Origin of the sequence: Bacillus sp. MAG717A (genome assembly GCF_036884855.1) — a bacterium.
GTDB lineage: Bacteria > Bacillota > Bacilli > Bacillales > Bacillaceae > Bacillus > Bacillus safensis.
Map to the genome: position 1 here is coordinate 3,628,758 of NZ_CP145733.1, position 13,107 is coordinate 3,641,864.

General features: G+C 44.5%; 12 protein-coding genes. All 12 read right to left on the reverse strand.

All coding sequences use genetic code 11. The features are described from left to right. Nucleotides 1-5 precede the first annotated feature (5 nt). A complete protein-coding gene (pyrF, locus tag V6Z54_RS18760; RefSeq protein WP_041084905.1) occupies nt 6-710 on the reverse strand; it encodes an orotidine-5'-phosphate decarboxylase in 705 nt (234 codons plus the stop codon). Continuing rightward, on the reverse strand, nt 682-1,614 hold the full coding sequence (locus V6Z54_RS18765) for a dihydroorotate dehydrogenase (RefSeq protein WP_047202127.1): 933 nt from the start codon (nt 1,612-1,614) through the stop codon (nt 682-684). The genes pyrF and V6Z54_RS18765 overlap by 29 nt, the downstream gene beginning before the upstream one ends. Continuing rightward, the gene (locus V6Z54_RS18770; RefSeq protein ID WP_144491185.1) at nt 1,608-2,384 is read right to left on the reverse strand and encodes a dihydroorotate dehydrogenase electron transfer subunit; all 777 of its coding nucleotides are present in this window, start codon (nt 2,382-2,384) and stop codon (nt 1,608-1,610) included. Before V6Z54_RS18770 ends, V6Z54_RS18765 begins: the two co-directional genes overlap by 7 nt. Then, the gene (gene carB / locus V6Z54_RS18775; RefSeq protein ID WP_338527570.1) at nt 2,381-5,596 is read right to left on the reverse strand and encodes a carbamoyl-phosphate synthase (glutamine-hydrolyzing) large subunit; all 3,216 of its coding nucleotides are present in this window, start codon (nt 5,594-5,596) and stop codon (nt 2,381-2,383) included. The genes V6Z54_RS18770 and carB overlap by 4 nt, the downstream gene beginning before the upstream one ends. Beyond that, nucleotides 5,581-6,675, reverse strand: coding sequence for a carbamoyl phosphate synthase small subunit (locus V6Z54_RS18780; protein ID WP_073979470.1), 1,095 nt, complete (start codon nt 6,673-6,675; stop codon nt 5,581-5,583). The genes carB and V6Z54_RS18780 overlap by 16 nt, the downstream gene beginning before the upstream one ends. Beyond that, complete coding sequence (locus V6Z54_RS18785) at nt 6,672-7,958, reverse strand: dihydroorotase (protein WP_024424231.1); 1,287 nt, start codon at nt 7,956-7,958, stop codon at nt 6,672-6,674. Before V6Z54_RS18785 ends, V6Z54_RS18780 begins: the two co-directional genes overlap by 4 nt. Further along, on the reverse strand, nt 7,942-8,865 hold the full coding sequence (locus V6Z54_RS18790; RefSeq protein ID WP_338527571.1) for an aspartate carbamoyltransferase catalytic subunit: 924 nt from the start codon (nt 8,863-8,865) through the stop codon (nt 7,942-7,944). The genes V6Z54_RS18785 and V6Z54_RS18790 overlap by 17 nt, the downstream gene beginning before the upstream one ends. A gap of 130 nt (nt 8,866-8,995) precedes the next feature. Next, nucleotides 8,996-10,324 (reverse strand): solute carrier family 23 protein, encoded by a 1,329-nt coding sequence (locus tag V6Z54_RS18795; RefSeq protein ID WP_039178389.1) that lies wholly within the window; start codon nt 10,322-10,324, stop codon nt 8,996-8,998. Between the two features lie 155 nt (nt 10,325-10,479). Beyond that, nucleotides 10,480-11,022, reverse strand: coding sequence for a bifunctional pyr operon transcriptional regulator/uracil phosphoribosyltransferase PyrR (pyrR, locus tag V6Z54_RS18800; protein ID WP_024424234.1), 543 nt, complete (start codon nt 11,020-11,022; stop codon nt 10,480-10,482). Nucleotides 11,023-11,192: 170 nt separating this feature from the next. Beyond that, entirely contained in the window at nt 11,193-12,107 is a 915-nt protein-coding gene (locus tag V6Z54_RS18805) for an RluA family pseudouridine synthase (protein ID WP_041084915.1), read from the reverse strand. Beyond that, nucleotides 12,104-12,571: a signal peptidase II gene (gene lspA, locus V6Z54_RS18810; protein ID WP_024424236.1), complete on the reverse strand. Its 468-nt coding sequence runs from the start codon at nt 12,569-12,571 to the stop codon at nt 12,104-12,106. The genes V6Z54_RS18805 and lspA overlap by 4 nt, the downstream gene beginning before the upstream one ends. A gap of 94 nt (nt 12,572-12,665) precedes the next feature. Continuing rightward, nucleotides 12,666-13,040 (reverse strand): TraR/DksA family transcriptional regulator, encoded by a 375-nt coding sequence (locus V6Z54_RS18815; RefSeq protein WP_338527572.1) that lies wholly within the window; start codon nt 13,038-13,040, stop codon nt 12,666-12,668. Between the last annotated feature and the right edge of the window lie 67 nt (nt 13,041-13,107).

Genomic DNA, 13,107 nt, shown 5'->3' on the forward strand with positions numbered 1-13,107 from the left:
GGCAGTCACTCCCACTCTTTCAAAATTTGATGATAGGCTTCTATTGGTTTATCAGCTTTTGTGATTGATCTTCCGACAACGATTTGTGAAACACCTTGCTCCTTTGCATAGGCAGGTGTCGCCACGCGCTGTTGGTCATCGGTTTGATCATTCGACATGCGAATTCCTGGCGTTACAGTGAGAAAGGATGGTGAAATATGTTCATGAAGTGCTTTAGATTCATGAACAGAGCAAACAACCCCGTCCAGCCCACTTTCATATGCTAATTGTCCGTACCGGATAACAGTCTCTTGCAGCGGACGGTCAATGAGTAATTCGTTTCTCATCATGTCTTCTGACGTACTAGTCAGCTGGGTCACTGCAATAATGCCCGGGCGATTTTGCCCGGCAGGGGTTCCGCTTTCAAGCCCCTCTACGGCAGCCTGCATCATTTTTTTCCCGCCGGCTGCATGCACATTCACCAAATCAACACCAAGTGTAGCAAGCCGGTTCATCGCTTTTTGCACGGTTGTTGGAATATCATGAAGCTTCAGATCAAGGAAAATACGGCAATTTTTTTCTTTTAGTGCGTCAATGATGGCAGGACCTTCTTGGTAAAACAGCTCCATGCCAACCTTTACGAATAATGGAGTGCCTTCAAAACGATCTAAAAAGGCGTGGGCCTCCTGTCCTGATGGAAAATCAAGCGCGATGATGGGCAAGTGCTTCATGTTTCCAGCTCCTTCCGATGCATTCCTCTACAGATGAATATCCATATGCTGCTAACACATTTGGCAGCTCTTCAATGATTTCCGGGCAAATAAATGGATTCACAAAATTGGCTGTGCCGACAGCTACTGCACTTGCACCTGCTAGTAAAAATTCAAGTACATCTTCAGCACTTTGCACCCCGCCCATCCCGATAATCGGAATAGAAACCGCTTGACTCACCTCGTGTACCATGCGCACAGCGACCGGTTTGACAGCTGGTCCTGATAATCCGCCAGTTTTATTGGCAAGGATGGGTTTCCCTGTTTTTAAATCTAAACGCATACCGATTAATGTGTTAATCATGGTGAGTCCATCTGCTCCAGCAGCTTCAATCGCTTGAGCAATCTCCACAATATTGGCTACGTTAGGTGACAGCTTGACATAGACAGGTACAGAAGAGACTTCCTTGACCGCTTTTGTCAATGACGCCGCCATATTTGGATCTGTACCGAAGGCAATCCCGCCTGTTTTCACATTTGGGCAAGAAATATTCAGTTCAAGGGCATGAACATTTTTTGCTTGGCTGATTTGCTTGGCTACTTCCACATAATCATCAACCTGTGAGCCAGCAACATTCGCAATAATAGGCGTATCAAATTGCTCAAGCCAAGGCAGCTCATTTTCAAGCACGCCTTTTAGACCTGGGTTTTGAAGGCCGATTGCATTGAGCATACCGGCTCCTGTCTCGGCTACCCTTGGAGTCGGATTGCCAAATCTCGGTTCAAGGGTTGTGGCCTTGATCATGATACCGCCTAGCAATGATAGGTCATATAAGGATGCAAATTCTCTCCCGAATCCAAAGCAGCCTGATGCAGGGATAATTGGATTTTTTAAAGATAATCCGGGTAACTCAACGTTTAGCATGACAATGCCACCTCCTCTGCTTTAAAAACAGGTCCATCAAGACACACTTTGACGTAAGGTTTGTCGAGCTGATCGGTGTGACAGACACATGCAAAGCAGGCACCAATTCCACAGCCCATTCGTTCTTCCATCGAAATGTAGACGGGCTTATCAGGATACGTGTCTTTCAGCGCTTTTAGCATAGGTGTTGGACCGCAGGAAAGCAGCACATCAAAGCTCAGGTTTTGCTCTTTTATCACATCTGTTACAAAGCCTTTAGCACCGTATGTGCCATCAACCGTTGCAATAAACGTATCGCCGAGTGCTTGAAATTTCTCCTCGTAAAATACATCCTTTTTCGATTGAAAGCCGAGGACATGCTTCACGATGACGCCTTTTTTCGTTAAACGCTTGGACAGTTCATATAGAGGCGGTACGCCAATTCCGCCGCCGACTAGTAAAGCCGTCTCTCCGGGCTGGACGACTGAAGGATCGTACCCGTTTCCAAGCGGACCTAATACATCGACTGATTCTCCCTCCCGCTTTTGGGAGAGGAGCTTTGTGCCCTCTCCCTCTGCCCGGTAAATGATGGTTGCTTCTTTTTGTTCGGCATGAATGTTGGCAATACTGATCGGTCTTCTCAGCAGCGGTGTCATGGATTCACTGACCTTTAGATGAAGAAATTGTCCAGCCGTTTGAAAGGAGTCCACAAGGTCACCTTTTAATGTCATTTCGTAAATATGATCAGCGATCTCTCGGTTCGAGACGACCGTCAAGTATGCTTTTTTCATATCGTTACTGTCACCTCAGCATTCGTTTTCACTTCTGGCATTTCATCCGCTCTAAATGTCATGCTCTCAAGCACTCTTAAAATGGCTTCTGCAGTATCTAGGGACGTTAAGCAAGCCACTCCGTTTTCAACAGATTCACGTCTAATTCTAAAGCCGTCTCTTGCCGGCTGTTTTCCTTTTGTTAAGGTGTTGATGACAAATTGCGCTTCCCCGTTTCGAATGACATCGAGAAGGTTTTTGCCTTCCTCTCCGATTTTACCGACCACACTTGAAGGAATGGAGGCTTGTTTTAAATAATTCGCCGTTCCTTCCGTTGCTAAAATATGATAGCCGATAGAATGAAATCTTCTTGCGATCTCAAGTCCTTCTTCTTTATCCTTATCAGCCACTGTCAGAAGTACTGTTCCGTCATTAGGAATTTGAATGCCTGACGCAATCAATCCTTTATATAGGGCTTTTTCGATCGTGACATCTTTCCCCATGACTTCACCTGTTGATTTCATTTCAGGTCCGAGTGTAATATCGACTCTTCTTAATTTAGCAAAAGAGAAGACTGGGACTTTAACGTACACTCCTTCTTGCTCTGTGTGAAGCCCTTCTTCGTAGCCATAATTTTTTAGCTTCTCTCCTAAGATGACTTTTGTCGCAAGGTTGGCCATCGGGATGCCTGTAATTTTACTTAAGAAAGGAACCGTCCGGCTTGATCGCGGGTTCACTTCAAGTACATACACTTCGCCTTTTGATAGGACAAATTGGATGTTCAAAAGCCCAATAATGTTGAGTCCTTTTGCAAGCTTGATCGTGTATTCTGCGATCTTCGCTTTGATGTCCTCAGACAATGTTTGCGGCGGATAGACCGCAATCGAGTCACCAGAGTGAACTCCGGCTCTTTCAATGTGTTCCATAATGCCTGGGATCACGACAGTTTCGCCATCAGACACGGCATCTACTTCAATTTCTTTTCCTGTCAAATACTTGTCAATTAACACTGGATGCTGCGGATTGACCTTCACCGCATTCTCCATGTAGTGAAGAAGCTCAGCTTCTTGATACACAATTTCCATCGCGCGGCCGCCTAATACATAGGAAGGACGGACAAGGACTGGGTAGCCAATTTGATTGGCAATCGCTACTGCTTCAGGCACAGACGTTGCTGTTTTCCCTTTAGGCTGGGGCACGCCGAGTGTTTCTAACGTTTGTTCAAACTTGTCCCGGTTTTCTGCGCGGTCTAGGTCTTCTAGAGAAGTTCCAAGAATTTTAACCCCTCTATTTGATAATTCATCTGCTAAGTTGATCGCTGTTTGCCCGCCGAACTGAACGACAACCCCTTCAGGCTGTTCAAGGTCGATGATATGCATTACGTCTTCTACAGTGAGTGGTTCAAAGTAGAGCTTATCTGAAATACTAAAGTCTGTTGAGACCGTTTCAGGGTTGTTGTTAATAATGATCGCTTCATAGCCTGCTTGTTTAATTGCCCACACAGAGTGAACGGTCGCATAATCAAATTCAACCCCTTGTCCAATTCGGATAGGACCTGAACCTAATACGATAACGCTTTTCTTGTCTGTACGTTCTGATTCATTTTCATCTTCATACGTGCTGTAGAAATAAGGTGTCTCTGATTCAAATTCTGCCGCACATGTATCTACCATTTTGTATACAGGTACAATGCCTGCTTCTTGTCTTAGCTTGTAGACATCCGATTCGTTCATATTCCACTCGCGGCTAATGTAGATATCTGAGAAGCCTTTTTCTTTCGCTTCTTTTAATACGTCTGTATTGCCTTTGTTTTCTTTTAATGTCTTCTCAAAGGCGATGATGCCTTCCAGTTTATGAAGGAAGAAGTAATCAATTTTTGAGAATTCGTGTATTTGTTCGACTGTATAGCCTCTTCTAAGCGCCTCAGCAATATAAAATAATCGTTCGTCTCCCGCTTTGATAATCCGTTTTTCAAGCACTTCATTTGTGATGTCTGCTTCATCTTTTAATTCAATGTGATGCACATCGGCTTCAAGTGAACGTACAGCCTTTAGAAGAGACTCTTCTAATGTGCGGCCGATCGCCATGACTTCACCAGTTGCCTTCATTTGCGTACCAAGACGTCTGTTGGCAGATTCAAATTTATCGAACGGCCAGCGCGGTATTTTTGAAACGATATAGTCAAGTGCAGGCTCGAAGGCTGCATAGGTTTTACCTGTGACTGGGTTCATCATTTCATCAAGCGTTAAGCCGACTGCAATTTTCGCTGCCAATTTGGCAATTGGATAGCCTGTCGCTTTTGACGCAAGCGCAGAGGAACGGCTCACACGCGGGTTTACTTCGATGATATAGTATTGAAAGCTGTTTGGATCAAGTGCCAGCTGAACGTTACAGCCGCCTTCTATGCCAAGTGCGCGGATCAGCTTAAGCGACACATTGCGAAGCAGCTGATATTCACGATCACTTAACGTTTGGCTTGGTGCTACAACAATACTGTCACCTGTATGGATACCGACAGGGTCAAAGTTTTCCATGTTACAAACAACGATTGCATGGTCACCGCTGTCTCGCATGACTTCATATTCAATTTCTTTAAAGCCTGCAATGCTTTTTTCAAGTAAGCATTGAGTAACTGGGCTTAGCTTCAGGCCGTTTTCAACGATTTCCTTCAGTTCTTGCTCGTTTGTACAAATTCCGCCGCCCGTTCCACCTAATGTATAGGCTGGTCTGACGATGACAGGGAAACCGATTTGATCCGTAAACGCCATTGCTTCTTCCAGGTTATGAATGATTTCACTTTCTGGTACAGGCTCATTTAGTTCATTCATCAAATTACGGAATAAATCTCTATCCTCTGCTTTTTGGATGGCTGACAGCTTTGTACCGAGTACTTCAACGCCGCATTCAGCTAATACACCAAGGTCTGACAATTCAACAGCAAGGTTTAATCCAGTTTGCCCGCCAAGTGTTGGCAAGATCGCATCAGGGCGTTCTTTTCGAATGATTCGTGTTAAAAATTCTGGTGTCAGTGGTTCGATGTATACCTTGTCGGCCATTTCTGTATCTGTCATGATGGTCGCAGGGTTAGAGTTCACTAGAACGACTTCATAGCCCTCTTCTTTTAGTGCTAAGCAAGCCTGTGTACCTGCATAGTCAAACTCCGCTGCCTGACCGATGATGATAGGACCTGATCCGATTACTAAAATCTTTTTGATGTCTACGCGTTTTGGCATACTTCTTCCCCTTCTTTCTCAGTCGTATGAATCATTTCCATGAACTGGTCAAATAAGTAGTTTGCATCTTCTGGACCCGGTGATGCTTCTGGGTGGTACTGAACAGTGAATGCTGGTGCTTCTTTATGTTTTAATCCTTCAATCGTATTGTCGTTTAGGGCAATATGTGTGACTTCGAGCACGGCTTCGTTAATACTGCTAACCGTGTAGCCATGGTTTTGAGACGTGAGTGTCACCTTGCCAGTTGCTAGTTCTTTCACCGGATGGTTCGACCCTCTGTGACCAAATTTCATTTTTTCTGTGCTTGCACCGCACGCTAGAGCAAATAATTGATGTCCGAGGCAAATACCAAAGAGCGGCACCTTTCCAATCAATTGCTGAATCATCTCAACGGCTTCTGGTACATCCACAGGATCTCCAGGTCCGTTTGAAAGCATGATACCATCAGGCTTTAGCTGCAGCACTTCATCTGCAGTGATGTTGTATGGCACCACAATGACATCGCAATCACGTTTATTGAGCTCGCGCAAAATGCCGTGCTTCATGCCGAAATCGACAAGGACAATTCTTTTTCCTCTGCCTGGGCTTGGGTACGCATTTTTCACAGATACTTGACTCACCTGATCAGTTGGCAGCTGCAATGTTTGAAGGCGGCGCACAACGTCTTCCACTTGTTCATCAGGTCCTGCAAACGCCCCTCTTAAAGTCCCTGCACTTCGAATCATTCTAGTCAGCTTCCGTGTATCGATTCCGCTCAGCCCCGGAATGTTTTTCATTTTTAAATATTCATCGAGTGAGTATGAAGAGCGCCAGTTTGAGGGCTTTTCACAAAGCTCTTTCACAATCAGCCCTTTCACAAACGGTGTGATCGATTCAAAATCATCACGGTTAATGCCGTAGTTGCCGATAAGCGGGTAAGTGAGTGTGACAATTTGTCCGCAGTATGATGGATCAGATAAAATTTCTTGATAGCCTGTCATCCCTGTATTAAAGACGACTTCTCCCACTGATGGTTCTAAGCTGCCAAAGCCTGTTCCTTCGAATACTGTTCCGTTTTCTAGCACTAAGCGTCTCTTCATTTTACTAGTCTCCCCTCTTCATAAACGACTTTCCCAGATGCAAGTGTCATGACCGGCCATCCTGATACAGTCAATTTGTCAAACGGTGTATTTTGTCCTTTAGATAAGAAGCTTGTTTTATCGATTGCCATTTCTTTGTTTAAATCAATGAGTGTAATATCAGCTATGTGTCCTTCTTCAAGCTTTCCGTATGGAAGGGAAAAGGCTTCTGCTGGTTTGATTGTCATATAATCAACGAGTTCTTTTAATGTCCATTCGCCTGTTTTGACAAATCGTGTATACAGAAGCGGGAACGCTGTTTCAAGTCCCACAATTCCAAACGGGGCACGCTGCATGGTTTCGTTCTTTTCTTCTTCTGTATGCGGCGCATGGTCTGTTGCGATGAAATCAATCGTTCCATCTAACAGTCCCTCGATCAATGCCTCGCGATCCTCTTTTCCTCTGAGCGGCGGGTTCATTTTATAATTTGTATCAAGACCTGGAATGTCCGTATCACACAACAGCAGGTGATGCGGTGACACCTCAGCCGTCACACGGATACCTGCTTTTTTTGCATCGCGTACGACCCGCACAGATTCTTTCGTACTGATATGACATACATGATAATGACAGTTCGCTGCTTCTGCTAAAAGAACATCTCTTGCAATATGCACCGATTCACAAATGGACGGTATTCCGTTTAATCCATTTGCTTTTGAAAATTCTCCTTCATGAACGCACCCGCCGTAAATGAGCGAGTTATCTTCGCAGTGCGCCACAATCGCTTGATCAAGACTTGCTGCCTGTTTCATCGCTTCGTACATCATGCCTGCTGTTTGGATACCGACACCGTCATCTGTAAAAGCAAAGGCGCCTGCTTCTTTTAGTGCTGCAAAATCCGTCATCTCTTCCCCAATTTGTCTCGTTGTGATGGAGGCGTATGGCAGCACTCTAACAGATGAGGTTTCTTCGATTCGATTCATGAGCCATTCCATTTGCTCTTTTGTATCTGGAACTGGACGTGTATTCGGCATCGCTGCAATCGTCGTATATCCGCCTCTTGCGGCTGCTTTAGAGCCTGTTTCAATTGTTTCCTTTTTCTCTCCGCCTGGCTCTCTTAAATGCACATGCAGATCGATCAAGCCTGGTGACACAAATAGCCCTGCTGCATCAATAACCTCTTCTCCGTCTTCTCTTTCTAGGTGACCAATCGCTTGAATCACTTTTCCTTTTACCCTAATATCCTGCTGCACTCTTTCACCTGTGCTCGTTAAGATAAAACCGTTTTTAATGAGATATGACATAGACAGAATCTCTCCCTTTTTGATGTAGTGTGCTATTTTGAAAAGCTCTTTTTAATACGGCCATTCGGATATAAACACCATTTTCCATTTGTTTGAAAATCCTTGACTGCTTGGACTCTACTAATGAATCATCTATTTCAACACCTCTGTTTACTGGGGCTGGATGCATAATAATCGCGCGTTCTTTCATCTTGTTGGCTCTATCTACTGTTAATCCATAAGTTGATAAGTAATCTTCACTGCCCATTTTTTCAGCGTGCCGTTCATGCTGGATTCTGAGCAGCATCACCACATCAGATTGTGCGATGGCTTCATCTACATGGACGTACGTTCCGTGAGGGTTTTGTTCATCCTGGAAGGAAGCAGGTCCTGAAAAGAGGACTGTCGCTCCCAGCCTTGAGAGAACCTCAGCATTTGACCTTGCCACCCTGCTATGTTTGATATCTCCATGAATCGAAATCGTTAAGCCTTCAAAGCCGCCAAACTCTTCAAAGATGGTCATGAGGTCAAGCAGTGATTGGGTTGGATGCTGTCCGCAGCCATCACCTGCATTGATGATGGGAATTCCAACCTTCCCGATCAGCTCGTTATAATATTCATCGGTGCTGTCTCTGATCACACATGCCTTTACTCCGATCGATTCCAGTGTTTTTACCGTATCGTAAAGTGTTTCGCCCTTTTGAACGGAGGTGCTTGCTGCATCTAAGCTCAGGACATTCATCCCTAGTTTCTTCTCGGCTACTTCGAAGCTAAAACGTGTTCTTGTGCTAGGCTCTAAGAAGAGGTTTGCCACAAATTCTCCGGCTAATCCATGTTCTTGTTTCCCCTTTTTGAGTGCCGCTGCTTCTTCAATCAGCTGTAAAATCTCTTCTTTAGACAAGCTGCTCATTGTCGATAAATCATTCATTTTTTCTTCCCCCTCTAGTTTTTCATCACTTTCAGGTTCAAAAAAACCCTAAGCCTCGGCAGCTTAGGGTTCTCCAAAAGAAGCAGCGGCACTTTCGTGCATTCTGCTCCATTTAGAACCCTTGTCAGCCTCACTGGACTTCTTTTAAAAGGTTTTCTGTATTTGATTCATTTGACTCGTCATCTTCCGCTTTTTGATGCGGCAGGATAAGGTTTAACAGGACACCCGTAATCGCAGCAAGTGCCATTCCAGATAGAGTGAGATTGATTTGTTTCACCTCAATGAATGCCCCGCCAATTCCGATGACTAGGATGACTGATGCGATAATGAGATTACGCTTTTCTTCAAAATTCACTTTATGATCAATCAGGATTCTCAGGCCGCTTGAGGCAATGATTCCAAAGAGCAGGAACGAAACGCCTCCCATCACCGCGGACGGCACTGTACTGATTAATGCTGAAATTTTCCCTACAAAACCGAAGCAGATCGCAAACACTGCTGCTCCGCCGATGACGAAGATACTGAACACTCTTGTGATGGCAAGTACGCCAATGTTCTCTCCATAAGTTGTTGTTGGTGGTCCGCCAATAAGTGAAGCGAAGATGGTCGCCGCACTGTCTCCTAAAATGGAGCGGTGAAGACCTGGTTTTTTAATAAAATCTTGTCCTACGACCTTACTTAACACCACTTGGTGGCCGATATGCTCAGACATTGTGACAAAGGCAACCGGCACCATCACTGTGAGAATGCTTAAAGTCACTGCAGGTGTATAGTCGACAAATGGTACGACGAAGTCTGGGACAGCAAACCATTTTGCGTCAATGACCGGCTGAAAGTTCACAATGCCTTGTGTTAAGGCAAAGAGATAGCCGCTGATAATGCCGATTAAAACTGGGATTAAGCTAAGGAATCCTCTTAGGAAAATCATACTGATAATCGTGACAGCCAGTGTGAAGCCAGCGACCATTAAGTGCTTGAGGCTGTAAACAAGCTCGGTTGCATTCGGATCAACATACATCGCCATGTTGACTGCTGTTCCAGCGAGTCCAAGTCCAATGACCATAATGACTGGTCCTACGACGACCGGCGGCAGAAGCTTCATCAGCCAGCCTGTGCCGAGCCATTTAATGAACAGGGCAATGAGCGCATAAGCGACACCCGCCATGAAGGCGCCAACCATTGCGGCTCCGGGGCCGCCCGTTGCTTTCACATTCAGTATGGGGGCGATGAAGGCAAAGGACGATCCAAGATACGCCGGAATTTGTCCTCTTGTGATGATTAAGTAAACAATTGTTCCCACACCGCTTGAGATGAGCGCGACGGCTGGACTCATATCAATGATTTTTGGTACAAGAATGGTTGCACCAAACATCGCAAACAAATGCTGCAGGCTAAGTGATAGCCATGTGAATGGTTTTGGGATATCTCGAATGCCTAAATTGGCTTTTTGCTGACTCATGATTTTCCTCCTAGATGTGTCCTTTTTCATTAAAAAAGCCTCTTTGCGAGTATGCGCAAAGAGGCCTAGAAAAACCGGACACGTCATGTTAGCCGTGTGCTCGGTGTCTCTGTTTTTGCCCTCTTTGCAAACTCTCTGGAATGCATTTAAAAAGGTTATTTTTCATATATAGCGACAAGGTCGTTTTGATCTACTTCATTCAGTTGAACCATAACGGTCTCTGCTTTTGATGTCGGAATGTTTTTCCCGATATAATCCGCTCGAATCGGCAGCTCCCGGTGTCCCCGGTCGACGAGCACAGCCAGCTGAATGGAAGAAGGTCTTCCTACATCCACAAGGGCATCCATAGCTGCTCTGACGGTTCTGCCTGTAAACAGGACATCGTCAACGACAATGAGAGTTTTGTCATTAATGTCAGCTGGGATGTCTGCACCCTTTACAAGCGGGTCTTGGTTGTCTGTCTTTTTTGTCAGGTCATCACGGTATAGTGTAATATCAAGTTCACCCACAGTGACTGGATTTCCCTCAATTTGCTCGATGCGCTCTGCAAGGCGCTTTGCAAGATGTATGCCTCTTGTCTTGATCCCGGCAAGTATGACATCCTTCATCCCTTTGTTGCGCTCAATCATTTCATGTGCAATTCGGGTAAGCGCTCGTCTGATCGCTTGTTCATCAAGAATGACTGCTTTTTGTTCCATCTTTTACACCTCTTTTTGACAAATAAAAAGCCCCTTCTGCAAAGGGCAGAGAGGGGCGTTCATTTGTGCATACTCGTGCACAAATTGATCCGTTATCCTTCTCAGCCTCTCTGGACTGTTTTAAAGAATCTCAATTTCTTCGTTTATTATTTCAAAAAAAGAACGGCCTGTCAATCGTTATTTCTTAATGAATCGATAAAGCCCCTCATATCAGCTGGAATTGGTGCTGTGAACTCGATATATTCTCCTGTTCTAGGATGATCAAATCCTAAAACACCAGCATGCAGCAGCTGTCCATTAAAATCGACTGTTTTTCTCGGCCCATATTTCGGATCTCCTGCAAGAGGGTAGCCGATATATTTCATATGAACACGAATTTGGTGTGTTCTTCCTGTTTCAAGTCGGCACTCGACAACCGTGAAGTCTTTAAAGCGTTCAATCACATCAAAGTGAGTGACGGCCTGTTTTGCATTTTCTTTTGTGACCGTCATGCTTTGGCGGTCTTTTTTGTCTCTGCCAATTGGTGCATCAATTGTGCCTGTATCATGCTGGATAATACCGTGGACAACGGCCGTATACTTTCTTGTGACAGTTTTAGCCACCAGCTGATTGACGAGTGACTCATGTGCCATATCGTTTTTCGCGACCATTAACAGCCCAGACGTATCTTTATCAATTCGGTGGACAATTCCAGGACGCATCACACCGTTAATCCCTGATAAATCCGTACAATGTGCCATCAGACCATTTACAAGTGTACCTGACACATGACCTGGGGCTGGATGAACGACCATTCCTCGAGGCTTATTTACGACTAACACATCTGCATCCTCATAGTAAATATCAAGATCCATTGGTTCTGCTTCTACATCTAGCGCTTCCGGATCTGGAATCTCCACTTTGATTTGATCCCCAGCTTGTACTTTGTAATTGGCCTTTACTTGTTTCCCGTTTACTTCGATCAGCCCATCTTTAACCCATTGCTGGACTTGGGTTCTTGACCATTCTGGTTCTGTTGTGCTTAGAAATTTATCTAGCCGTTCACTCGTTTGTTCTTCTGAAACGGCAATATTTACTTGATTCATGTAGTTGACTCCTTATTTTTCTTTCCATCTAACAGCATTTGAATGAAGAGCAGAATAACCCCTACACAGAGAGAAGAATCTGCAATATTAAAGATTGGGTAGTGATAATCCCCAAATACGAAATGAGCAAAATCAACCACTTCCTGACGGAAAATACGGTCGATAAAGTTTCCGATCGCTCCGCCAAGCATTAAGGCCAGCGCTACTCCAAGCAGCTTGTCCTTTTGTCCATGTTTTTGTAAGTAATAAACAATTCCCGCAATAACAACGAGTGTGATCACATAGAAAAACCACATTTGCCCTTGGAGAATTCCCCATGCGGCTCCTGAATTTCGGTGAGACGTGATATAAAAGAATCCATCAATGACTGGAACAGAATCTCCGAGCATCATATTTTTGACAATGAGCCATTTTGTTAATTGGTCTAAACAAATGATAACGAATGCGATTATGTAATAGAACACACACGTTCCTCCATCTTCATACTTTGATCTTTAAGCATTTTATCAAGAAAACAGGAAGGAGTAAAGAAACTTTAGTTGACAGACAAAAACCTCCCTACATGTGGAAGGCTTCAAAATGAGAATCATTTGATTCGGAAGGATAAGGAGTGAATGCTTTTTTCTCGTATTGCTTATGATATAAAAAGTCGTCAGCCGTGCGGGCGGTAGGAAGAATGCTCATTTGTTCAAGCGGAATCACATCTCCTGTTGCCTCACATATGCCATAGTTTCCTTGTTCGATTTTCGCAATAGCGAGAGACACATCTTGCAGCTCTTCTTTGATGTGATAAAGAAGTGTGGTCGTTTTAACGTCATTCAACGAGACATGCTCAGCGGGTGAACGAAATGATGCGTATTCAAACAGTTTAGATTGCAGCTCTTCTTTTATTTGAAGGAGTTCCGTGTAAATCGTCTCTAGATCGCCATTCATGTCGCAATTTCAACTCCTGCCCTGTCGTGATAATCATATTGTTGCCCTGCCTGGTTACTTTAAAGCC